At 61.5% G+C, this 21,152-nt stretch carries 23 protein-coding genes; 13 read left to right on the top strand and 10 right to left on the bottom strand.

The window, feature by feature from the left end; genetic code table 11:
• The first annotated feature begins 5 nt into the window (after positions 1-5).
• The 7 genes from AC0JZ4_RS03635 to trmB all read left to right on the top strand — a co-directional run bounded on the left by AC0JZ4_RS03635 (position 6) and on the right by trmB (position 7,281).
• Positions 6-1,064 carry a PhoH family protein gene (locus AC0JZ4_RS03635; protein WP_471885084.1) on the top strand — a complete coding sequence of 353 codons (1,059 nt, stop codon included), beginning with the start codon at positions 6-8 and terminating at the stop codon, positions 1,062-1,064.
• 20 nt (positions 1,065-1,084) lie between these two features.
• Positions 1,085-1,594: an rRNA maturation RNase YbeY gene (gene ybeY, locus AC0JZ4_RS03630; RefSeq protein WP_471885083.1), complete on the top strand. Its 510-nt coding sequence runs from the start codon at positions 1,085-1,087 to the stop codon at positions 1,592-1,594.
• Positions 1,595-1,603: 9 nt separating this feature from the next.
• Positions 1,604-2,767 (top strand): hemolysin family protein, encoded by a 1,164-nt coding sequence (locus AC0JZ4_RS03625; RefSeq protein WP_471885082.1) that lies wholly within the window; start codon positions 1,604-1,606, stop codon positions 2,765-2,767.
• A gap of 122 nt (positions 2,768-2,889) precedes the next feature.
• The gene (gene lnt, locus AC0JZ4_RS03620; protein ID WP_471885081.1) at positions 2,890-4,491 is read left to right on the top strand and encodes an apolipoprotein N-acyltransferase; all 1,602 of its coding nucleotides are present in this window, start codon (positions 2,890-2,892) and stop codon (positions 4,489-4,491) included.
• Positions 4,492-4,639: 148 nt separating this feature from the next.
• A complete protein-coding gene (locus tag AC0JZ4_RS03615; RefSeq protein ID WP_471885080.1) occupies positions 4,640-5,053 on the top strand; it encodes a helix-turn-helix domain-containing protein in 414 nt (137 codons plus the stop codon).
• A 167-nt stretch (positions 5,054-5,220) separates the two neighbouring features.
• Positions 5,221-6,480 carry a methionine adenosyltransferase gene (gene metK, locus AC0JZ4_RS03610; protein ID WP_471885079.1) on the top strand — a complete coding sequence of 420 codons (1,260 nt, stop codon included), beginning with the start codon at positions 5,221-5,223 and terminating at the stop codon, positions 6,478-6,480.
• Positions 6,481-6,576: 96 nt separating this feature from the next.
• Positions 6,577-7,281, top strand: a complete 705-nt coding sequence (gene trmB / locus AC0JZ4_RS03605) for a tRNA (guanine(46)-N(7))-methyltransferase TrmB (RefSeq protein ID WP_471885078.1) — start codon at positions 6,577-6,579, stop codon at positions 7,279-7,281.
• A 114-nt stretch (positions 7,282-7,395) separates the two neighbouring features.
• On the opposite strand, the gene AC0JZ4_RS03600 is transcribed toward trmB, so the two are convergent.
• On the bottom strand, positions 7,396-7,653 hold the full coding sequence (locus AC0JZ4_RS03600) for a BQ00720 family protein (protein ID WP_471885077.1): 258 nt from the start codon (positions 7,651-7,653) through the stop codon (positions 7,396-7,398).
• 43 nt (positions 7,654-7,696) lie between these two features.
• The gene (locus AC0JZ4_RS03595) at positions 7,697-8,125 is read right to left on the bottom strand and encodes an Hsp20 family protein (RefSeq protein WP_471885076.1); all 429 of its coding nucleotides are present in this window, start codon (positions 8,123-8,125) and stop codon (positions 7,697-7,699) included.
• Between the two features lie 179 nt (positions 8,126-8,304).
• Between AC0JZ4_RS03595 and AC0JZ4_RS03590 the strand changes: the two genes are divergently transcribed.
• Positions 8,305-9,246 (top strand): nucleoside hydrolase, encoded by a 942-nt coding sequence (locus tag AC0JZ4_RS03590; protein WP_471885075.1) that lies wholly within the window; start codon positions 8,305-8,307, stop codon positions 9,244-9,246.
• Positions 9,247-9,309: 63 nt separating this feature from the next.
• On the opposite strand, the gene AC0JZ4_RS03585 is transcribed toward AC0JZ4_RS03590, so the two are convergent.
• Both AC0JZ4_RS03585 and AC0JZ4_RS03580 read right to left on the bottom strand, forming a co-directional pair.
• Positions 9,310-10,221: a ribokinase gene (locus AC0JZ4_RS03585; RefSeq protein ID WP_471885074.1), complete on the bottom strand. Its 912-nt coding sequence runs from the start codon at positions 10,219-10,221 to the stop codon at positions 9,310-9,312.
• A 51-nt stretch (positions 10,222-10,272) separates the two neighbouring features.
• Positions 10,273-11,484: a DNA recombination protein RmuC gene (locus tag AC0JZ4_RS03580; RefSeq protein WP_471885073.1), complete on the bottom strand. Its 1,212-nt coding sequence runs from the start codon at positions 11,482-11,484 to the stop codon at positions 10,273-10,275.
• Between the two features lie 113 nt (positions 11,485-11,597).
• Between AC0JZ4_RS03580 and def the strand changes: the two genes are divergently transcribed.
• The 3 genes from def to truA are packed head-to-tail and all read left to right on the top strand — an operon-like array spanning position 11,598 to position 13,878.
• Positions 11,598-12,113 carry a peptide deformylase gene (gene def, locus AC0JZ4_RS03575; protein ID WP_471885072.1) on the top strand — a complete coding sequence of 172 codons (516 nt, stop codon included), beginning with the start codon at positions 11,598-11,600 and terminating at the stop codon, positions 12,111-12,113.
• Between the two features lie 53 nt (positions 12,114-12,166).
• On the top strand, positions 12,167-13,114 hold the full coding sequence (gene fmt / locus AC0JZ4_RS03570; protein WP_471885071.1) for a methionyl-tRNA formyltransferase: 948 nt from the start codon (positions 12,167-12,169) through the stop codon (positions 13,112-13,114).
• Entirely contained in the window at positions 13,114-13,878 is a 765-nt protein-coding gene (truA, locus tag AC0JZ4_RS03565) for a tRNA pseudouridine(38-40) synthase TruA (RefSeq protein WP_471885070.1), read from the top strand. The genes fmt and truA overlap by 1 nt, the downstream gene beginning before the upstream one ends.
• A 7-nt stretch (positions 13,879-13,885) precedes the next feature.
• On the opposite strand, the gene AC0JZ4_RS03560 is transcribed toward truA, so the two are convergent.
• The 3 genes from AC0JZ4_RS03560 to dapD are packed head-to-tail and all read right to left on the bottom strand — an operon-like array spanning position 13,886 to position 16,538.
• On the bottom strand, positions 13,886-14,482 hold the full coding sequence (locus tag AC0JZ4_RS03560) for a hypothetical protein (protein ID WP_471885069.1): 597 nt from the start codon (positions 14,480-14,482) through the stop codon (positions 13,886-13,888).
• Complete coding sequence (gene dapE, locus AC0JZ4_RS03555; RefSeq protein ID WP_471885068.1) at positions 14,466-15,662, bottom strand: succinyl-diaminopimelate desuccinylase; 1,197 nt, start codon at positions 15,660-15,662, stop codon at positions 14,466-14,468. The genes AC0JZ4_RS03560 and dapE overlap by 17 nt, the downstream gene beginning before the upstream one ends.
• A 15-nt stretch (positions 15,663-15,677) precedes the next feature.
• Positions 15,678-16,538 (bottom strand): 2,3,4,5-tetrahydropyridine-2,6-dicarboxylate N-succinyltransferase, encoded by an 861-nt coding sequence (gene dapD, locus AC0JZ4_RS03550; protein WP_471885067.1) that lies wholly within the window; start codon positions 16,536-16,538, stop codon positions 15,678-15,680.
• A gap of 139 nt (positions 16,539-16,677) precedes the next feature.
• On the opposite strand from dapD, the gene AC0JZ4_RS03545 reads away from it, so the two are divergent.
• Positions 16,678-17,538: an LOG family protein gene (locus AC0JZ4_RS03545; RefSeq protein ID WP_471885066.1), complete on the top strand. Its 861-nt coding sequence runs from the start codon at positions 16,678-16,680 to the stop codon at positions 17,536-17,538.
• A 96-nt stretch (positions 17,539-17,634) separates the two neighbouring features.
• On the opposite strand, the gene AC0JZ4_RS03540 is transcribed toward AC0JZ4_RS03545, so the two are convergent.
• Both AC0JZ4_RS03540 and AC0JZ4_RS03535 read right to left on the bottom strand, forming a co-directional pair.
• Positions 17,635-18,273 carry an EF-hand domain-containing protein gene (locus AC0JZ4_RS03540; RefSeq protein ID WP_471885065.1) on the bottom strand — a complete coding sequence of 213 codons (639 nt, stop codon included), beginning with the start codon at positions 18,271-18,273 and terminating at the stop codon, positions 17,635-17,637.
• 121 nt (positions 18,274-18,394) lie between these two features.
• Complete coding sequence (locus AC0JZ4_RS03535; RefSeq protein WP_471885064.1) at positions 18,395-19,108, bottom strand: pyrimidine 5'-nucleotidase; 714 nt, start codon at positions 19,106-19,108, stop codon at positions 18,395-18,397.
• A 106-nt stretch (positions 19,109-19,214) separates the two neighbouring features.
• Here AC0JZ4_RS03535 and AC0JZ4_RS03530 point away from each other — a divergent pair, with 106 nt between their 5' ends.
• Positions 19,215-20,117 carry a DMT family transporter gene (locus AC0JZ4_RS03530; protein WP_471885063.1) on the top strand — a complete coding sequence of 301 codons (903 nt, stop codon included), beginning with the start codon at positions 19,215-19,217 and terminating at the stop codon, positions 20,115-20,117.
• A 52-nt stretch (positions 20,118-20,169) separates the two neighbouring features.
• Here the strand turns inward: AC0JZ4_RS03530 and argB are convergent, their stop codons facing one another.
• Complete coding sequence (gene argB, locus AC0JZ4_RS03525) at positions 20,170-21,057, bottom strand: acetylglutamate kinase (protein WP_471885062.1); 888 nt, start codon at positions 21,055-21,057, stop codon at positions 20,170-20,172.
• Positions 21,058-21,152: the final 95 nt, after the last annotated feature.

Genomic DNA, 21,152 nt, shown 5'->3' with positions numbered 1-21,152 from the left:
CTTACTTGAACGCATCAGAACTGGTTTCTTCGACAGCGCGCCAACCCCGATCCGCAGCGACCGACGCCAACCACTTCGTCTTGACGTTCGAGAACAACAGGCTAGCGAGCGAACTTTTCGGTCAGTTCGACCAGAACCTCAAGCTTCTCGAACAGCGCCTCGGCATCGATGCCCGCCCGCGTGGCAATTCGGTGTCGATCTCCGGCGATGTCGTTGCCACCAACCAGGCCCGCCGGGCGCTGGATTTCCTCTATGAGCGTGTGCAGAAGGGTGGTTCCGTGGAAGCATCGGATGTCGAAGGCGCAATCCGCATGGCGCAGGCCGCCGACGATCAGCTGAGCCTGCCGACGATGGAGCGCAAGGCCAAGCTCTCCATGGCGCAGGTCTCCACTCGCAAGAAGACTATTCAGGCTCGCACACCGACGCAGGACGCCTATATGCGGGCGCTGGAGCGCGCCGAACTCGTCTTCGGCGTCGGCCCGGCCGGTACCGGCAAGACCTATCTTGCCTGCGCCCATGCCGCCGCCCTTCTGGAGCGTGGTGCCGTCGACAAGATCATCCTCACCCGTCCGGCCGTCGAAGCCGGCGAGCGCCTCGGCTTCCTGCCCGGCGACATGAAGGAAAAGGTCGATCCCTACCTGCGCCCGCTCTATGATGCGCTCTACGACATGATCCCGGCCGACAAGGTCGACCGGGCCATCACCGCAGGCGTCATCGAGATCGCGCCGCTTGCCTTCATGCGCGGCCGCACGCTGCAGAATGCGGCGATCATTCTCGATGAGGCGCAGAACACCACATCGATGCAGATGAAGATGTTCCTGACGCGTCTAGGCGAAAACGGCCGGATGATCATCACCGGCGACCCGAGCCAGGTGGACTTGCCGCGCGGCGTGAAATCCGGCCTGGTCGAGGCGCTGCAGATCCTGAAGGGCGTCGAGGGGATCTCCGTCGTGCGCTTCAAGGATACCGATGTCGTGCGCCATCCGCTGGTCGGCCGCATCGTGCGGGCCTACGACGCGCAATATGCCGTTCACGATGAAAGCGAGGAAGCGCTCGACCGGTAATCCGGTCGAGGCCACCATTGATGCCCGAACTAGACATACAGATCAGTGTTGAGGATGGCGGCTGGCCTGAAGAGACCGTGCTGGCGGCCATAACTCAGCGCGTGCTTGGCGCCGCCGCCGAATTTCTGGCTCGCGAGGAAGCGCAACCCTTCCCGGAAATGGCCCCGGAACTGTCGCTCGTCTTCACCAACGACGATTCAATCCAGGAAATTAACGCCGAATGGCGCGGCATGGACAAACCGACTAACGTCTTGTCTTTCCCTGCTTTTCCCATCGAGCCTGGCGACAAGCCGGGCCCGATGCTGGGCGATATCGTGATCGCAAGGGAAACTGTTGAGCGCGAAGCAGTTGATCTCGACAAGACTTTCGACGATCATCTGGCCCATCTGCTCGTCCATGGCTTTCTCCATCTGTTCGGTTACGACCATATGGAAAAGGACGAGGCGGAAGAGATGGAAGCAATTGAGACTCGTATTTTAGCCGGTCTCGGCCTATCTGACCCCTATGCGGGGCAGGACCCGATAGTGTAGTTTGGAACAATGAACGATTATTCGAGCAATGTCGCCCGCGAGGGCAAGGACAGTTCGGACTCTTCCTCGTCTGACGAGGGCAGTAGTTCGGCGCGGTCCGAACACTCACCCAAATCCCATAATTCCTTCTGGTCGAGGGCGGTTCGCCTGCTCCGTCCATCGCAGGGCGAACAGCTCCGCGAGGATTTCGCCGATGCGCTGATGGCGGACAGCAATGTCAGCAATGCGTTTTCCGCCGACGAGCGGGCGATGCTGCATAACATCCTTCGCTTCCGCGAGGTTCGCGTCGAGGATATCATGGTTCCGCGCGCGGATATCGAAGCCGTCGACATGGAAATGACCATCGGCGAACTGATGATCCATTTCGAGGAAACCGGCCGCTCACGCATGCCGGTCTACAGCGACAATCTCGATGATGCCCGCGGCTTCGTCCATATCCGCGACCTTCTGTCCTATCTCGCCAAGCAGGCCCGTAACAAACGTCGCGTCACCACGCGCACGCCTGCCGCGGCGGCTGCGAATGGCGCAGAAAAGCCGACCCGTGCGACCAAGGTCGCCTTCGATCTCGGCCGCGTCAACCTTGAGCAGACGGTGGCCGAGGCCGGCCTCATCCGCAAGCTTCTCTTCGTCCCGCCATCCATGCTCGCCTCCGACCTGCTGCGCTCCATGCAGGCGGCGCGCACCCAGATGGCTCTGGTCATCGACGAATATGGCGGCACCGATGGCCTCGTCAGCCACGAGGATATCGTCGAGATGGTCATCGGCGATGTCGAGGACGAGCATGACGATCAGGAAGTCATGTTCTCGCGCACCAGCGAGGATGTCTTCGTCGCCGACGCCCGCATTGAACTGGAAGAGATAGCCGAGGCGATCGGCCCGGATTTCGACGTGCGCGATCGCATCGAGGATGTCGATACGCTGGGCGGCCTGATCTTTTCGGCGCTTGGCCGCATTCCGGTCCGCGGCGAGCTTGTCCAGGCGGTACCCGGTTTCGAATTCCAGATTCTGGAAGCTGATCCGCGCCGCATCAAGCGGGTCAAGATCCTGCGCAAGCGCGCCCTGGTGCGCCGCCGTCAGGCAAAGGGCGAGGGCGAGATCGCCATCTCCGCGCCCGCAGCGGCCGTCATGCTGCCCGCGCCGACGGAGGATCGGTCCGTCCGCCCGGACGCCTGATACCCGCAGGACAGGAAATTGCCGTCAGGTCCCACGGGGCTTTGACCGCTTCGCATGGCGACAGGCCGCAGTTTTTTTGAAAGACTGCGGCCTGTTGATTCGCGAAGAAAAAAGGGGCGTCCATGGAGCGGCTGGCGGGCAAGGTCATGCTTCTTTCCGGGTGGCGCCGGGCAGTTCTGGCGATCCTTGCCGGTGCCGTCGGGGCGTTGGCGCTTCCGCCATTCGATGTCTTCGCGGCACTCTTCGTCTCCTTCTCCCTGCTCGTCTGGTTGCTCGACGGTTCGACCGGGTCCGTCAACGGTGGCATTGTTAGCCGCCTGCGCTCGGCCTTCGGCATTGGCTGGCTGTTCGGTTTCGGTTATTTCGTCGCCGGTCTCTGGTGGCTCGGCAATGCGCTTCTGGTCGATGCCGAGGAGTTCGCCTGGGCGCTGCCACTTGCCGTCTTCGGCCTTCCCTCGTTCCTTGCGATCTTCTATGGCCTTGCCACGGCACTGGCACGGGCCGTCTGGTCTGACGGTCTGGGCCGGATTGCGGCGCTCGCTGCAGCCTTTGGCGTGGCCGAGTGGTTGCGTGGCTTCGTCCTGACCGGCTTCCCCTGGAATGCTGTCGGCTATGGCGCAATGCCCACCCCGTTGATGATGCAGTCGGCCGAAGTGTTCGGCATTTTCGGCGTAAGCACGCTCGCAGTCTTCGTCTTCGCCTCGCCCGCCCTGCTCGGAACGATGAGGGGAAGGGGTCTCGGATTGGCTGTCGCGGTACTGCTCGCGGCTGCGCATGTGGGTTTTGGCATATGGCGACTAAATGACGCAGACCGGAAACTCGCCGTCGCAGACGGCCAAAATACAACCATACGTATCGTTCAGCCGCTTATCGACCAAGCCGAGAAGCTGGACGATGCCAAGCGTGCCGAGATCTTCGAGGAGCACCTTCGGATGACGGCTCTGCCGCCCGAAAATGGCGGCCCGAGACCGCAGATGGTGGTCTGGCCGGAAACCTCGGTACCCTTCATCCTGACAGACAATCCGGATGCGTTGGTGCGCATTGCCGAAGTGCTGCAGGACGGGCAGGTTCTGATCGCCGGTGCGGTGCGTTCCGAAAGTGCCGCCCCCGGTGTCGCGCCGCGTTTCTACAATTCCATTTATGTTATTGATAGTGATGGGCAAATAGTCTCGGCTTCTGACAAGGTTCACCTCGTTCCCTATGGTGAATACGTGCCCTATGAGAGCCTTCTCGCGTCGCTGGGCGTGACTGACGCGATCGCCATGCCTGGCGGTTTCACCGCCGCGCAATCGCGCTCGCTGCTCACCCTGCCGGGCGGCGCGATTTTCTATCCGCTGATCTGCTACGAGGCGATCTTCCCGACGGAGATCGGTGATGAGGTCGGCCGCACTTCCGCGCTGCTGAATGTCACCAATGACGGCTGGTTCGGCGCCACCCCTGGACCCCACCAGCATTTCCAGCAGGCCAGATTGCGGTCGGTGGAGACCGGCCGCTACCTCATCCGGGCCGCAAATACGGGGATTTCCGCCATTGTCGATCCTTTTGGCCGAGTTGTTGCCGGTTTGCAATACAATCAAAAAGGCGTGATAGACGCTACTTTCAGTAGCAAAACGCTTTCATATATAGAAAATGCAGATCGCCAGCGAAACTTCTGGTTGGCGTCCGCATTTATGTTCCTGATTGCAGTGTTTTCGCGCATAAGTTTTAAAAGGCGCGTGAATTGACCAAAAACCCCCAAAATTGCATAGTGAGAAGGCCTATAGTCTCGCCATATGCTTTGGATGTTGGATCTGTCGTCCCAACAACCGGGCGTAACCTCCATACGCGGACCAGGTTGAAAAACTAAACCGCAACGTCACCAGGACCCCCATTATGATAGAGAATAAGAAGAAGCCGAACCCGATCGATATCCACGTCGGGAGCCGTATTCGCCTGCGCCGCACGATGCTTGGCATGAGCCAGGAAAAGTTGGGCGAAAGCCTCGGCATTACATTTCAGCAGATCCAGAAATACGAAAAGGGCACGAACCGCGTCGGCGCAAGCCGCCTGCAGAACATTTCGAGCATCCTGAATGTCCCGGTTTCCTTCTTCTTCGAAGATGCACCGGGCGACCAGTCGAATGGCAACGGCATGGCGGAAGCGTCGAGCTCCAACTATGTCGTCGACTTCCTGTCGTCGTCGGAAGGCCTTCAGCTTAACCGCGCTTTCGTCAAGATCGCCGATCCGAAGGTTCGCCGCCGGCTGGTCGACCTGGTCAAGGCTCTCGCGGCCGAAGCCGAAGAATAGGCGTCCCTATAGGCGGGAGGGGGAAAGCGGCCATATCGGCCGCTTTTTTTTGCTCATTTTTCGCAAAAGGGTTCTACGCATAAAGATATATTTATGTCCTTGTGTTCTTGTTTTTGTGACCCGGACCCACTAAACATTCTACGTTCATTCTTTGAGGGGAATCCCGCATGCACGCCAACTACCTGTTCACCAGCGAGTCCGTGGCCGAGGGCCACCCCGACAAGGTGTGTGACCGTATTTCCGATGAAATCGTCGATCTCGTTTACCGCGAAGCCGCCAAGACTGGCATCGATCCGTGGACTGTCCGCATCGCCTGCGAAACGCTCGCCACCACAAACCGGGTCGTGATCGCCGGTGAAGTGCGCCTGCCGCCGAGCCTGATGAAGAAGGACAAGAACGGCAACGACGTCATCAACCCGTCGAAGTTCAAGTCCGCCGCCCGCAAGGCGATCCGCGATATCGGCTACGAGCAGGACGGCTTCCATTGGAAGACGGCGAAAATCGACGTGCTGCTGCACTCCCAGTCCGCCGACATCGCTCAGGGCGTTGATAACGCCGCCGACAAGCAGGGTGACGAAGGCGCCGGCGACCAGGGCATCATGTTCGGTTACGCCTGCAAGGAAACGCCGGACCTCATGCCGGCTCCGATCTATTACTCGCACAAGATCCTTCAGCTGCTCGCTATTGCCCGCAAGAAGGGTGAAGGCGACGCCGGCAAGCTCGGACCCGATGCCAAGAGCCAGGTGACGGTGCGCTACGAGAACGGCAAGCCGACGGAAGTCGACTCGATCGTTCTGTCCACCCAGCACATCGATGCGAGCTGGGATAGCAAGAAGGTCCGTCAGGTCGTCGAGCCCTATATCCTCGAAGCTCTTGGCGACATGCCGCTGGCAGCCGATTGCAAATGGTACATCAACCCAACCGGCAAGTTCGTCATCGGCGGACCGGATGGTGATGCTGGCCTGACCGGACGCAAGATCATCGTAGACACCTACGGCGGTGCGGCCCCGCATGGCGGCGGCGCATTCTCCGGCAAGGACACGACCAAGGTCGACCGTTCGGCTGCTTATGCTGCCCGTTACCTCGCCAAGAACGTCGTTGCCGCCGGCCTCGCCGATCGTTGCACGATCCAGATTTCCTACGCGATCGGCATCGCCCAGCCGCTGTCGATCTATGTCGACCTGCACCAGACCGGCAAGAACGTCTCCGAGGCGCAGGTCGAGGCGGCTATCCGCAAGGTCATGGATCTTTCTCCGACCGGTATTCGCCGCCATCTTGACCTCAACAAGCCGATCTATGCCAAGACGTCGGCATACGGTCACTTCGGCCGCAAATCCGGCCGTGACGGCTCGTTCTCCTGGGAGAAGACCGATCTGGTCAAGCCGCTCAAGGACGCTCTGAAGGACGACGTTCTGAAAGCTGCCTGATCTCGACGGACTGATCGGGCTTTACCGATCCGGCTCCGACACGCTAAAGCGGGTGCCTTACGCGGGCATCCGCTTCTTTGTTTTTGGAAGACTTCTATGACTGACGATCATCAGCACCCCAGCCGGTCGACGGAAGCGTTTTTCGGGCGCCGCAAGGGCAAGCCCCTGCGCGAGCGCCAGGCGGAAGGTATCGCGACACTGCTGCCGGCCCTCAAGCTCGATCTCGCGTCTGACGTTCCCGGCGACCTTCGCACCCTTTTTCCCGTCGATGTCCAGCGTATCCGCCTGGAGATCGGCTTCGGCGGCGGCGAGCACCTGATCCACCGGGCGCGGGAAACGCGCGACACCGGCTTCATCGGCGTCGAGCCCTTCGTCAATTCCATGGCCAAGCTCCTGACCCAGGTTGAGGCGCTGGAGCTCAGCAATATCCGCGTCTATGACGACGACGCGACGCAGGTTCTGGATTGGCTGCCGGAAGCATCGATCGACCATATCGACCTGCTCTACCCGGATCCGTGGCCGAAGCGGAAGCACTGGAAGCGCCGTTTCGTCTCGCAGGTCAATCTCGAGCGGTTCCACCGCGTGCTGAAGCCGGGCGGCCGTTTCTGCTTCGCATCCGATATCGATACCTATGTGAACTGGACGCTGATCCATTGCCGCAATCATGGCGGCTTTGCCTGGCAGGCCGAGCAGTCGTCCGACTGGCTGACACCCTATGTCGGCTGGCCCGGCACGCGCTACGAGAACAAGGCGCGCAGGGAAGGGCGATCTTCGGCCTATCTGACATTCATCAGGCAGTGACCAAAACGAAAATCCCTGCAGCGTAGGGCGTGCAGGGATCGCGGTCCTGTCGGAAATCGGCTTCAACCATTGGCCGGCAACGCTTGCGTGCCGGCACAGCTGGCATGTGACCGATCAGTGCAGGCTGACGGTCTTCAGATCGTCTTCGGCCGCCTTGAAAAAGGTGCTGGAACGGTTGTCCGTCAGCAGGATCGGCGTACCATCGGCGCCGAACAGCGCCCACAGGTCGAGTGCCGGATCGATATCGGGTGCCTCGGGGAAACAACGGGTGACGTCTTCCGAGCGGATTTTGCGAATGTACCCGACCTCACCGGTGCCCAGATGGGCAAGTTCCGACTGCGTCAAACCTGTATTCGCTTCTTTCAAGAGCATTTCAGCCTCCAGACTGAGGGCAAATCGGCTTGATGCCGATGCCCTAGTCTGAGACGGAAATGTTAATTTTTCTCACCACACGCTGCGGTTCGGGGCGAATGAGGTCGACGGAAAGAAGACCATTCTTTAACCATGCTGCGGAAACCTCCATACCTTCGGCAAGTACGAAGATCCGCTGGAACTGGCGGGCTGCGATGCCGCGATAGAGATAATCCCGATCTGTCTGCTCGCTCTGCCGGCCACGGATCAGCAGCTGGTTTTCCTCGGTCGTCACATCCAGCTCCGCTTCGGAAAAGCCCGCCACCGCAAGCGTGATCCGAAGCGTCTCGTTACCGCTGTCGGAAGAGGCGCGAACGCGCTCGATATTATAGGGCGGGTAGCCTTCGTTTGCCTTTGAAAGGCGCTCCAGCGTCTTTTCCATCGCATCGAAGCCCAGAAGCAGCGGGCTTGCGAAGGGCGTCATTCTGCTCATCGTTCAGTCCTTGTATCAAGCGACCATGCTGGCGCCCGAAACGGCACGCCGGTATCGCCCCAATATGGACATTGGCTGACGCAATCGCAAGGCGAGGCAGGCGATTGGCATATCTCCGAGCGCTTGACAAAGCGTCTGGCCGCATCCACCAATCGCCTCGAAATCGGAAGGGAACAGTCATGTCGCCACGCAAGATCATCATCGATACGGACCCCGGCCAGGACGATGCCGCAGCGCTGATGCTGGCATTCGCATCGCCGGACGAACTGGAGGTCCTTGGTCTATGCGCGGTTGCCGGCAACGTGCCGCTTTCCTTCACCAGCCGCAACCTGCGGATCGTCTGCGAACTATGCGGCCGGTCTGACGCGAAGGTCTATGAAGGCGCGCTCAAGCCGCTCAACCGGCCGCAGGTGACGGCCGAGCATGTTCATGGCCGCACCGGCATGGATGGGGCTGAACTGCCAGAGCCGACCATGCAGGTCGAGCCGACCCACGCCGTCGATTTCATCATCGAGACGCTCCGCCGAGAGCCGGCCGGAACGGTGACGATCTGCACGCTTGGCCCGATGACCAACCTTGCGCTGGCGCTGCAGAAAGCGCCGGATATCGCCGAACGGATTCAGGAACTGGTGATGATGGGCGGAGGCTGCTTCGAAGGTGGCAACATCACGCCTGCCGCCGAGTTCAACATTTTCGTCGATCCCGAAGCGGCAGGGATCGTCTTTGCCGCCGGTATTCCGACGGTCATGATGCCGTTGGATGTGACGCATCAGTTGCTGACGACCAAGGCGCGGGTGGCGAAGATCTCCGAACTCGGCACGCGCCCGGCAGAGGTGCTCGTCCAGTGGCTCGCCTTCTTCGAGCGTTTCGATATCGAGAAATACGGCTCCGATGGTGGGCCCCTGCACGATCCGAGCGTGATTGCCTATCTGCTGAAGCCGGAACTGTTTTCCGGCCGCCACTGCAATGTGGAGATCGAAATAGGCTCGGAACTGACGGTCGGCATGACGGTGGTGGATTGGTGGGGTGTCACTGACCGCAAGCGCAACGCCACGTTCATGCGCCATGTCGACGCAGACGGCTTCTTCGCCTTGCTGACCGAGCGCGTCGCGCGCCTCTGAGACGCGACCACCAGCCCGGCCGGCCCCCGCGTCATTGCTGATGATGAACTTCGCGCAAACGCCTCAGGCGCTTGCGCCGATCGCCTTGTTCACAGCGTCGGCAAGCGGGATCGCCGGCTGAGCACCTCGTGCAAGGCAGGCAAGCGAGCCGGCCACCGCTGCCCGCTGCAAGGCGGCTGCGAAATCCATCCCTTGGTCGAGGCTGGCGGCCAGATAGCCGCAGAACGTATCTCCGGCGCCGACCGTATCCACAGGCTCGATAACCAGCCCCTGCGCAGTCAGGATGCCGCCGTTGCGGATGGCCACGACGCCGTCGCCGCCGAGCGTGACGACATAGGTCTGGCCGTTCGCGGCATGAAGGTCCCGCAGTGCTGCGATCCGCTGGTCGGCGGTGACGGAAGGCTTGCCGACGATGAGATCGAACTCTGTCTCATTGGCAACGACGATGTCGGCAAGACCGGCCAGCCGTGACGCATCGACGGTAAAGGGCGCGGTGTTGAGGATCGAGGAAATACCTTTTTCCCGTGCGGCCTTCAGCGCCGTCTCGATCGCCGCAGCCGGCACCTCGATCTGCAACATCAAAATGTCACCCGCCTGCATCGCCTGGACGGCCGCCTCCGCGTTCTCCGGCGTGAGCGTGCCATTGGCGCCGGGCACGACCGCAATCATGTTCTCGCCATCGCCGCCGACGAGAATGAGTGCCGTGCCGGTTGGTTCTTCGCTGCTCGATACGGACGAGAGATCGGCGCCCGCTTGTTTCAACAGCGCAAGCGCGGGTTCGGCAAACGTGTCACTGCCGACGGCGCCGACCATTCGCACCGCACTGCCGGCGCGCTGCGCCGCAAGCGCCTGATTGGCGCCCTTGCCGCCGGCCGCCGTCGCAAAGCTGGAACCCGGCACCGTTTCCCCCGGCTTCGGCAACACGCTTGTGGTGGCGATGAGATCCATGTTGATGGAGCCGAAGACGGTGATCATGGGCGGGCCTGCTGTCGGTTGAATTCGATCGGCGGACACTGCCCGAGCGGATCACTCTTCGTCAACCACCCGCAGCCTGAGAAGCCCGGTTCGGCTTTCCACCGATTTTGCTGCTGGCTGTGGCGCGGCAACCTGCGCCGCGTCGCGCGCTGCCGGGGCTTCAAGTTCCAGCGAGGAAATCCGGTTGCCGCGTCGCGTCAGTTTTTCCGTCGAGGTCAGGATTTGCTCGACATCCTTTTCCGCAGCGAGAAAATGCGACTGCAGCTTGCGCGTCCGGTCATCCAGTCGGCCGAGGTCCTCCATCAGCAAGCCGACCTCGCCCTGAATGAGATGCGCCTGTTCGCGCATCCGCTGGTCGCGCAGCACGGCCTGGATGACCTGGATTGAGAGCAGCAACAGGGAGGGCGAGACGATCACCACGCGTGCGCGCTGGGCCCTTTGAACGACAGCGTCGAAATGCTCGTGGATCTCGGCGAATATCGATTCCGACGGGACGAAAAGCAGCACCGTGTCCTGCGTCTCGCCTGCGATCAGATATTTTTCCGCCACGTCCTTGATATGCACCTCCATGTCGCGACGGAACTGCTGGCCGGCTGCGCGTCGTGCTTCCGGCGATGCGCCCTCGCGAAACGCTGTCCAGGCTTCGAGTGGAAACTTGGCGTCGATGATGAGCGGCGGGGCGCCGTTCGGCATGCGGATCACGCAATCCGGCCGGGTGCCGTTGGAGAGCGGTGACTGGAAGGAGTAGGCGCCCTGCGGCAGGCCATCGGCGACAATCGTCTCCATGCGCCCCTGTCCGAAAGCGCCGCGCGTCTGCTTGTTGGATAAGATCGCCTGCAGCCCGACGACATCCTTGGCCAGTGTCTGGATATTGTTCTGGGCCGCATCGATCACTGCCAGCCGCTCCTGCAGCTTGCGCAGGTTCTCATGCGTGGATTTCGTCTGCTCGGTAATCGTCGACCCCAGCCGATGGCTCATGCCGTCGAGCCTCTGGTTGACCGCGTGGTTGAGCTCGGCCTGGCGACTGGTGATCGTCTCGGCCATGGCCGCCATGCGCCCATGCATTTCTCCCTGCATCCGCAGAAGTTCGGCAAGCCGTGCTTCGGCATCCGCCGTCCGGCGCGCGGCCTCCGCACCGTGTCGGCCGTTGCGCAGCGCAAAGATGCCGATGAAGAATGCGGTGAACACGACAAAAGCGCCGCCGATCAACAGGATCGGAGCGTTGGCCGGTGAGGACAGAAACTGCGTCATCTGGTCGTTCATGGCTGCACTCTAGCAGAACATCCCGCCTTGGAAAGATCAAAGCGTGAACATTTGTCGGGAATGCCACGTAATGCCCTGTTCCCTATGGACAAAAGATGCGCTATTGGGGGCACATGACGATCAAGCCCCTTATCATTCTTCCCGACCCGCTGCTGCGTCAGGTCTCCGCCCCGATAGAGACGGTCGATGCCGACGTGTTGAAACTTGCCGACGACATGTTGGAAACCATGTACGATGCCCCCGGCATCGGCCTTGCCGCGATCCAGATCGGTCTCGCCAGGCGGATGCTGGTCGTGGATGTCTCCCGCGAAGACGAGGAGAAGGCGCCGCAGGTCATCATCAACCCGGAAATCCTGCGGTCCTCCGACGAGCGTTCCGTCTATGAGGAGGGCTGCCTGTCGATCCCGGAATATTATGCCGAGGTCGAGCGGCCTGCGACCATCACCCTTCGTTATGTCGGTCGTGACGGCAAGAGCCACGAAATGGAAGCCGACGGCCTTCTGGCCACCTGCCTCCAGCACGAGATCGACCACCTGAACGGCGTTCTCTTCATCGACCATATCTCGCGCCTGAAGCGGGAAATGGTGATCAAGAAGTTCACCAAGGTGGCAAAGGGCAAGGTCATCTAGCCTTCCCGCCACGCAAAGCAAACGAGGAGCGTCCGTATAGGCGCTATGGTCCCATGTCTCTTCGCATCATCTTCATGGGCACGCCGGAATTTTCGGTGCCGACATTGCAGAGCCTCAAGCAGGCCGGCCACGAGATCGTCGCCGTTTACAGCCAGCCGCCGCGCCCTGCCGGTCGCCGCGGGTTGGATCTGACCAAGTCGCCGGTGCATCAGGCCGCGGAACTGCTCGGTATTCCGGTGCTGACGCCGTTGAATTTCAAGGCGGAGGAAGATCGCCAGACGTTTCGGGATTTCGATGCCGATGTCGCGGTGGTCGTCGCCTATGGCCTTTTGCTGCCGGTCGCTATTCTCGAAGGCACCAGGCTCGGCTGCTACAACGGCCACGCGTCGCTTCTGCCGCGCTGGCGTGGCGCAGCGCCCATCCAACGCGCCATCATGGCCGGTGACGAAAAGACCGGCATGATCGTCATGAAGATGGAAAAGGGCCTGGATACGGGCCCCATGGCGCTGACGAAGGAAATCGACATCGGCGCAGCGATGACCGCCGGCGAGCTGCACGACAAGCTGATGCTCACCGGTGCACGCGCCATGGTCGAGGCGATGGAACGGCTCGAAGCGGGCGATCTGCCGCTGACGCCGCAGCCGGAGGAGGGCGTGCTTTACGCCGCCAAGATAGACAAGGGCGAGACCCGCATCGATTTCTCTCGGGCCGCGCATGACGTACACAATCACATTCGCGGCCTGTCGCCTTTTCCGGGCGCATGGTTCGAGGCAGAGATCAACGGCAAGCCGGAGCGTATCAAGGTGCTCGCGTCCGAACTGGCGGAAGGTGGCGGCGAGCCGGGGACCGTTCTCGACGATACCCTGACAATTGCCTGCGGCGACGGCGCGGTCAGGCTCAAGCGCCTGCAGAAGGCAGGTGGAAAACCTTTGGATGCCGCCGATTTCCTGCGCGGAACGGCTCTGCCCAAGGGGACCAAGCTGCCGGTCGGGGAGGCCTGATGCCGCGCTTTCGCATGACCGTCGAATATGACGGCACATCCTATGTCGGCTGGCAGATGCAGGAGAACGGCCATTCCGTACAGGCTGCATTGCAGAACGGCATCCGCTCGCTGACCGGTGAGACGGTTTCCATTCGCGGGGCAGGGCGCACCGATTCGGGCGTCCACGCCCGCGGCCAGGTCATTCACGCGGATCTCGCGCGCGCCTGGGCACCATTCAAGCTGCGCAATGCGCTCAATGCGCATCTTATGATGGCCAAGGAGCGTGTTTCCGTCATCGATGTCGCGGCAGTGGACGACAGTTTTGATGCGCGCTTTTCCGCGGTCAAGCGGCACTATCTCTATCGCATCATCAACCGGCCGTCGCCGCTGGCGATCGAGGCGGGGCAGGCCTGGTGGGTTGCCAGGGACCTCGATCACGAAGCGATGCAGGCGGCCGCCCAGATGCTCGTCGGTCACCACGACTTCACCACGTTCCGTTCCACCCACTGCCAGGCCAAAAGCCCGGTCAGGACCCTCGACCGGCTGGATGTGACCCGCGTCGGCGAGGTGATAGAGATCCGTGCAAGCGCCCAAAGCTTTCTGCACAACCAGATCCGTTCGTTCGCCGGCACGCTGAAAATCGCCGGAGAAGGCAAGGTCACGGCACAGGATGTGCGAAGGGCGCTGGAAGCGCGTGACCGCAAGGAATGCGGTCCGGTTGCACCGCCCGAGGGGCTTTACTTCATGCGGGTCGACTATCCAGGCGACGAACTCGCCCGTTAGGGCGTGCTCAATAGGGTGTCACGCCGAGATAGGATTGCAGCAGATCCGAGATCACCAGGCTCGGAATAAGAAGAACCAGAAGGACTGTGGCGACGACTAGCGGCTGCGGCCCGCAGATATGCCTGACCAGTCGCGAAATGGCGAAGATCGTGCCGATCAGCAGCGCCACCTGTAGCAGTGCGATCAAGCCTGCCGCGAACGGAATGAGGAACAGCATCAGCGTCAGGATGGCATAGGCGTAGGACACCGGCACCGAAAGCCAGTTCGTCGCCACTACGATGGCGGTAAACTTTCGCTCGGTCTTAAGCAGCAGGCAGAGCACGCCGACCAGCACGAGCGGCAGAACCCAGTTCACCGCCTCGATGAGGAACAGCCGGGCGAAGAAAGGCAGCCCCGTCCTTGTGTCCGGCGGGCTGGCCGCGATGAAGGCGAAGCGGACGCCGTTCCAGTAGATGAACATCGCCGGCAGGCACCAGACGAAGGCCCAGAAGGAGCGCATCATGCCGCGATCGGAAAGATCGAGCTGCCGCAGGCCCTGCGGGTCGCCCTTCAGAAGCAGCCAGAGGCCGCTGACATAGAGTTTCACTTCAAGAAAGGATGGCATCGCCGAACCAGCGGGAGAGGAAGGTTCCGTAAATCTGGGTCAGAGTCTCGAGATCTGCAAGGGCGACGCGCTCGTCCACCATATGCATCGTCTGGCCGACCAGGCCGAACTCCACCACAGGGCAATAGTCCTTGATGAAACGGGCATCCGACGTGCCGCCGGTCGTTGAAAGCTTCGGCTGCTTTCCGGTTACCACCTCGACGGCTGAAGACAGGGAGCCGGTCAGCGCATCGTTGCGGGTGAGGAACACATGGCTCGGGCGCTCGGCCCAGGCGAGGTCGTAACCGATCGGCGCGCGGTCGGGGCGCAGCGACTGGTCGGCGGCAGCCGTATCCAGACGGCGGATGATCTCCGCCTTCACCGTATCTGCCGTCCAGGTGTCGTTGAAGCGGATGTTGAACGAGAAGGTCGCCTTGGCCGGAATGACATTGGTCGCCGGATTGCCGACATCGACCGAGGTGACTTCCAGATTGGAGGCGGGAAACTCGTCAGTACCCGCGTCGAAGGGCGGGTCCATCAGCGCGTTTGCCAGGGGCAGCAGCCCGCGCACCGGGTTGTCGGCAAGATGCGGATAGGCGGCATGGCCCTGAACGCCGAAGACGGTGACCCTGCCCGAGACCGAGCCGCGTCGGCCGATCTTTATCATGTCGCCGAGCACGTCCGGATTGGTCGGCTCGCCGACTAAGCAGGCATCCCAGCGCTCGCCTTTCTCGGCCGCCCATTTCAGCAGCTTTTCGGTGCCGTTGACGGACGGGCCTTCCTCGTCGCCGGTGATCAGGAACGAGATCGAGCCTTCTGGCGCGCCATGCTGTTCGATATGACGGGCGACGGCTGCGACAAAGCAGGCAATGCCGCCCTTCATGTCGACGGCGCCACGGCCGAACATCTCGCCGTCGGCGATTTCGGCGGCAAACGGCGGATGGCTCCAGGAGGCCTCGTCGCCGACCGGCACCACGTCGGTATGGCCGGCGAACATCAGATGCGGCCCGCCGGTACCGATCCGTGCATAAAGGTTTTCGATGTCGGGTAGACCCGGCTCCGTGGCGATCATCCGCTCGACCGTAAAGCCGAGCGGGGTAAGCATCGCCTCGAGCGCCGTCAGCGCTCCACCTTCCGCCGGGGTGACGGAAGGGCAACGGATCAGCGTTTGCAGGTTCGCAATCGGATCGACAGCAGACATCGAACAGGGCCTCGCTTAATCGCGCAGCAGTTCGTTGATGCCCGTCTTGGAACGGGTCTTCTCGTCGACCGTCTTGACGATGACGGCGCAGTAGAGATGCGGGGCGGCAAGGCCGTTCGGCATCGTCGCGTTGCCCGACGGCATGGATCCGGCGACAACGACGGAGTAGGGCGGCACTTCGCCGAACGTCACTTCGCCGGTAGCGCGGTTGACGATCTTGGTCGACTTGCCGATGTAGACGCCCATGCCGAGCACGGAGCCTTCGCGGATGATGCAGCCTTCGACGACTTCCGAACGGGCGCCGATGAAGCAATTGTCCTCGATGATCGTCGGGCCGGCCTGCATCGGCTCCAGAACGCCGCCGATGCCGACGCCGCCGGACAGATGCACGTTCTTGCCGATCTGTGCGCAGGAGCCGACGGTGGCCCAGGTATCGACCATCGTGCCTTCATCGACATAGGCGCCGAGATTGACGAAGGACGGCATCAGAACGACATTCTTGGCGACATAGGCCGAGCGGCGCACGACGGCGTTCGGTACGGCGCGGAAGCCGGCATTGCGGAATTCGCTTTCGCCCCAGCCTTCGAACTTGGACGGAACCTTGTCCCACCAGGTCGAAGCGCCCGGTCCGCCCTTGACGACTTCCATGTCGTTCAGGCGGAAGGAGAGGAGGACGGCCTTCTTGAGCCACTGGTTGACGGTCCAAGTGCCGTCTTCGCCGCGAACGGCAACGCGTGCCTTGCCGCCGTCGAGCAGGTTCAAGGATTCTTCGACCGCATCGCGAACCTCGCCCTTGGTCGAGACATTGACGCTGTCGCGGTTGTCGAAAGCGGTCTCGATGGTCTTTTCGAGGGCGGCGAAGTCGAAGCTGCTCATGGAATATCCTTAAACGTCACGTGGTATCGTGATGGCTGGGGAGGTGGTCAATCGGTGTCATTTGCTCTAAGCGACCGCCACTCAGGCGTCAATGTGCATTGGCGTCAACGGATGTCGACGCGGGAAGGAAGCAGCAAGCATGGCAAAGAGCAAAACCGCCACCCAGACACAGGGTGCGAAGGCCTGGGACCCCTTGAAGGACAGCACCACGGACAAGCAGGCCGCGGCCGCCCAGCCCAGAACGCCGCAGACGCAGTCACCGTCCTATCGCCTCGCCTTCGCCGATGAAGACTTCCTGTGCAGCAAGGAGTTACGCCCTGTCCGCCTTCAGCTGGAGCTTGCCAAGGCGGAGATGATCCTCAGCGAAAAGGGCATCGCGTCGACCGTCGTGCTGTTCGGCGGCGCGCGCATTCCAGCGCCCGGTCAGGCGCCCTGGGCGGCCAAGAACGAGACCCAGCGCAACAGCTTGCAGGCGGCGTCGGTCTATTACGAGGAGGCGCGAAAGTTTGCCGCACTCTGCGGAGAATATTCGGCAAAGTTCGACCATAAGGAATTCGTCGTCGTCACCGGCGGCGGACCGGGCGTCATGGAAGCGGGAAACCGCGGATCGTCTGAAGTTGGCGCGCCGAGCATCGGCCTCAACATCATGCTGCCGCACGAGCAGGCGCCCAATCCCTACGTCACGCCGGAACTGTCGTTCAACTTCCACTATTTCGCCATCCGCAAGATGCATTTCATGATGCGGGCCAAGGCCGTAGCCGTCTTTCCGGGCGGGTTCGGCACGCTGGATGAAATGTTCGAGGCGCTGACGCTGATCCAGACCAAGCGTATGGAGCGCATCCCGCTCATTCTGTTCGCGGAAAAGTTCTGGCGCAGCATCATCAATTTCGAGGCGCTCGCCGATTTCGGCACGATTGCCCCGGAAGATATCGAGCTGATCAGTTTCGTCGAGACGGCGGAAGAGGCCTGGAAGGTCATCCGCGACTTCTACGAGAAGTGATCTCGGTTCAAAATGAAAGGGCCCGCCCCTCGGGGTGAGAGGCGGACCCTTTTCCGAGGACAGCCGGTACTAGTTCCGTGAATGGGGGGCGGGGAACTAGAGGGGGCGGTCCGGCAGGTCGTCGATCGAGATTACGCTATCCTTGTTGGTGTCCATTCGGGCAAACAGCTTGTCGCTGGCGGCGGAGGCTTCGGCTTTGGTGATCTTGCCGTCACGATCCTCGTCGACCATGCGGAAAAACCGTCCGCCACCCATCCGCGGCCCATCGCCATGGCGCTCGAAGCGAGCCTTGTGGGGGCGGTCATGGCGTCGATCTTCGCGATCGGCGCGCTCACCGCGCGGACGCTCGCCATCCGGGCGCTCGGCACGCGGGCCGGCTTCGTCGTTCTCCGCCATTTCCGGGCGCGGATTGTTCTTGCGGAATTCCTCGCGCTTGGCGATGCGGTAATCGAGCAGCTCGCCACGCGTGATGCTTCCATCCTTGTTTGCGTCGATTTCGGCAAACATGGCATCCTGTCGTGCAGTTGCCTCTTCCTTGGAAATCCGGCCGTCCTTGTTGGTATCGGCAGTCTTCAGAAGGCGCACGAACGTGACGTCCTGCATGATCGCGCCACGCATCATTCCGCGATGGCCGGGGCCGCGGTCAGGCCGGTCCGGTGCGGCGAATGCCGGGATGGCGGCTCCTGCGACCAGCACGGCACCGAGGGTCGCCAAAACGATCTTCTTTGCGGTCATCGACGGGGTTCCTTTCCCTTATTGCGATGACCTCAAGATATGGCCGCCATGCTCTGGCGACCACTTAAACTCCGGTAATGTGGATGAACTCTTGGTAATGGTGGTAGGCGGCTTGGCACGCTCAGCCGGACTGCAATCCCTTGAGGAAGCCGGCCAGGTCATCCGTCACGTAATCGATGTGATCGTCTTCCTCGGAAAACAGTTCCCAGCGCTCGATCAGCACGTCATCGAGATTGCGCGGCGTCAAAAGCACCGTACGCATGCCGAGCGTCTTCGGAACGGTGAGATTGCGCGGCAGATCCTCGAACATGGCCGCCCTTGAGGTATCCACCCGATGCAGGCTTGCGAACTTGTCATAGGTCTCGCCGGCAGGCTTCGGCACGTAGTCTGCGGCGACGATATCGAAGATGTCGTCGAAATTGTCGAGAATGCCGAGCGCGCGGGCGGCCGCTTCCGCATGTGGCACACTGCCATTGGTGAAGATGAACTTGCGGCCGGGCAGCGCCTTGATCGCTTCGCCCAGTTCCGGGTCCGGCGGCAGGATCGAATAGTCGATCGCATGCGCCCGCTCCAGAAACCCGTCCGGATCGATGCCATGGTTGATCATCAGCCCCTGCAGCGTCGTACCGTGCTCGTGGTAATAGCGCTTCTGCACCACCCGCGCCGCATCCCGGTCCAGCTGCAGCAATTCCTGCACATAGGCCGTCATGTTCACGTCTATCTGGGCGAAGAGATTGACGTGATGCGGATAGAGCGTGTTGTCGAGATCGAAGACCCACTCTCGGACGTGGGAGAAGTCGGCTGCGTCGGGAGCGGTCTTGGGTTTCTTTTCCATGCTTTGCTTATGCACTGCGCGCCCGCCAAATAAAACGCAAAAGACGACCCATTTCACCGCCAATCGGCCTTGGCGGCGAAATGGCCGCCGTGATACCGCCGATGGGATGGAACTCTGGATCCCCATCACAATCGCCGCAGCCTTTCTGCAGAACCTGCGCTCGGCCCTGCAGAAACATCTGCAGGGCTCGCTTGGCACACGCGGTGCCAGCTTCGTGCGTTTCGGCTACGGTTTCCCGATCGCGATCCTCTATGTTCTCGGTCTGCACCACGGCCTTGGCTACGCGTTTCCCGCCCTGCATTGGACCTTCGTGATCTGGGCCGTCATCGGTGGCTTTGCGCAGATTTTTGCGACGATCCTGCTCGTCTACTCGTTCTCGCTGCGCAATTTTGCCGTCGGCACGGCCTACTCGAAAACGGAACCGGTTCAGGCTGCCATCTTCGGCCTTATCCTGCTCGGGGAAACGCTGACGCTCGGGGCGATCGGTGCGATCATTACCGGCGTCATGGGCGTGATGCTGATTTCCATGGCGCGCCTGCCGCTCTCATGGCGAAACACGGTGACGGCGCTCGGCAGCCGAGCGGCGTTGGTCGGCATCGCTTCGGGCAGCCTTTTCGGCATTTCCTCCGTCGCCTTCCGCTCGGCCTCGTTGTCGCTGGAGGGCCCCAATTCGGTCATGCAGGCTGCCATCACGCTCGCCTGCGTCACCACATTCCAGACTTTGTTCATGCTGATCTGGATGCTCTTGAAGGATCGCCGAGAAATCGTTCAGGTGGTCAAGACATGGCGCACCTCTTCGCTGGTCGGCCTTGCCAGCGTCTGCGGCTCCGCCTGCTGGTTCACCGCCATGACGCTGCAACAGGTGGCCTATGTCAGGGCGCTCGGCCAGATCGAGCTCGTCTTCACCTTCATGGCCTCCTGGTTCCTTTTCCACGAGCGGATGAACCGGATGGAGTTCTTCGGCTGCCTGCTGATTGTTGCGGGCATTCTGGGGCTTCTGATCGGCTGATACGAAAAAGGCGCCACGCGGCGCCTTCATCAAATCATGTCTGAGCCTGGAATCACGGCACGATCAGCGTGCCGGCGCCGCGCTCGGTAAAGATTTCGAGCAGCACCGAATGGGCGGTCTTGCCGTTCAGGATGACGACGCCCTGCACGCCGGCGCGGATCGCGTCGATGCAGGTCTCGACCTTCGGGATCATGCCACCCGAAATCGTGCCGTCCTTGATCAGCGCCTGAGCCTGGGCCACGGTCAGTTCCTTGATCAGGTTCTTGTCGCGGTCGAGAACGCCCGGAACGTCGGTCAGGAAAAGAAGGCGCGTCGCATGCAGCGCGCCGGCGATCGCGCCGGCGAAGGTGTCTGCATTGATGTTATAGGTCGCGCCGTCGCGGCCGGGGGCAACCGGTGCGATGACCGGGATCATCTCGGACTTGGCAAGCAGGTCGAGCAGCGTGCGATCGACTTCCACCACCTCGCCGACGAAACCGAGATCGAGCACGCGCTCGATATTGCTGTCTGGATCGACGACGGTCTTCTTCGCCTTTTCGGCAAAGACCATGTTGCCGTCCTTGCCGCAGAGGCCGATCGCCCATTCGCCGGTCTGGTTGATCAGCGCGACGATTTCCTTGTTGATCGAACCGGCAAGCACCATTTCGACGATCTCGACCGTCTTTTGGTCGGTCACCCGAAGGCCGCCTTCGAATTTCGATTCGATGCCCATCTTGGTCAGCATCGCACCGATCTGCGGGCCGCCGCCATGTACGACGATCGGGTTGACACCGGACTGTTTCAGCAGCGCGATATCGGCGGCAAAAGCCTTGCCGAGCTCGGTATCGCCCATGGCATGACCACCGTATTTCACCACGATGGTCTTGTTTTCATAGCGCTGCATATAGGGCAGTGCCTGGGCGAGAAGCTTGGCCTGAAGTTCGCTGTCGGACGTCGTCATGAAAATCCCTCACGTGAAAGGTGGGGCCTTTTAGCGCATCTTTTTGACAGATGAAACAATCTGGTGGCAAGATTTGCGCGTAGTGGTTCGAGAGT

This window comes from [Rhizobium] kunmingense (assembly GCF_977018605.1).
This window is presented reverse-complemented; position numbering and strand designations above follow the sequence as displayed.